The organism is Priestia sp. P5_B4, from assembly GCF_056400385.1.
This window is the reverse complement of record NZ_JBFULJ010001383.1, coordinates 1-681: the sequence shown is the minus strand read 5'-3', so window position 1 is coordinate 681 and position 681 is coordinate 1. Positions and strand designations below refer to the sequence as shown.

The 681-nt window shown below is 30.7% G+C and carries 1 protein-coding gene; it reads right to left on the bottom strand.

Features of this window, described 5'->3' with window-relative positions; all coding sequences use genetic code 11:
* Nucleotides 1–113: 113 nt before the first annotated feature.
* Nucleotides 114–440, bottom strand: coding sequence for a YflT domain-containing protein (locus tag AC1DRF_RS31140; RefSeq protein WP_043980779.1), 327 nt, complete (start codon nucleotides 438–440; stop codon nucleotides 114–116).
* Nucleotides 441–681 lie beyond the last annotated feature (241 nt).

Genomic DNA, 681 nt, shown 5'->3' with positions numbered 1-681 from the left:
ATAAAACATTCGTACAGAAAAACAAATATTATATATAAAGCAACATGCTAGTATGATTTACTAATACTTCTCGATCACTTAGTTTCCTCAAAAGCTATTGCAAAGGAGAACCATTACACATCTTTTTTTGCAATAATGATTATACGTTCTTGTTTCATTTCACCGACACACTGTTTAGCTTCTTCTTGGGTTAAACCTAACGAGGCCATTTTAGAATGAAGTTCATCTTCACGAGAAAATAACTTATTAACTGCAGATTCAAAAACTCCTTGTTCAGAAGCTCGATATTCTTTTGTATTTGTTGTGTTTGTTAAATATTCCGAGCGCTCTTTATTATAGGTCAATAAATAAATTTCGTTTTTACGAAACCCGTTAGCAAAAAACTCTTCAATAAACTTATTTGCCTGACCACTATTTTCTGCTACTTTAATTTCCTTCACTATTTTCTCCTCCTCTATCCCTATAGAATATGTCGTTCTACTAATAGGTGTATCCTTCAGCAGCCGATTAAAACCAATTTATTCGGATATGGGATAAAAGACTATAAAATATCATCTAAATATTGTATAAAATGGGGTAAACTATCTACTTCTAAGAGAATAAAATATAGACTTCTTTTCCTTTGTAGAAATATCAAAAGAGAACTTTTTATGTAACCTTTAAAAAATTCCCCCTCTATTG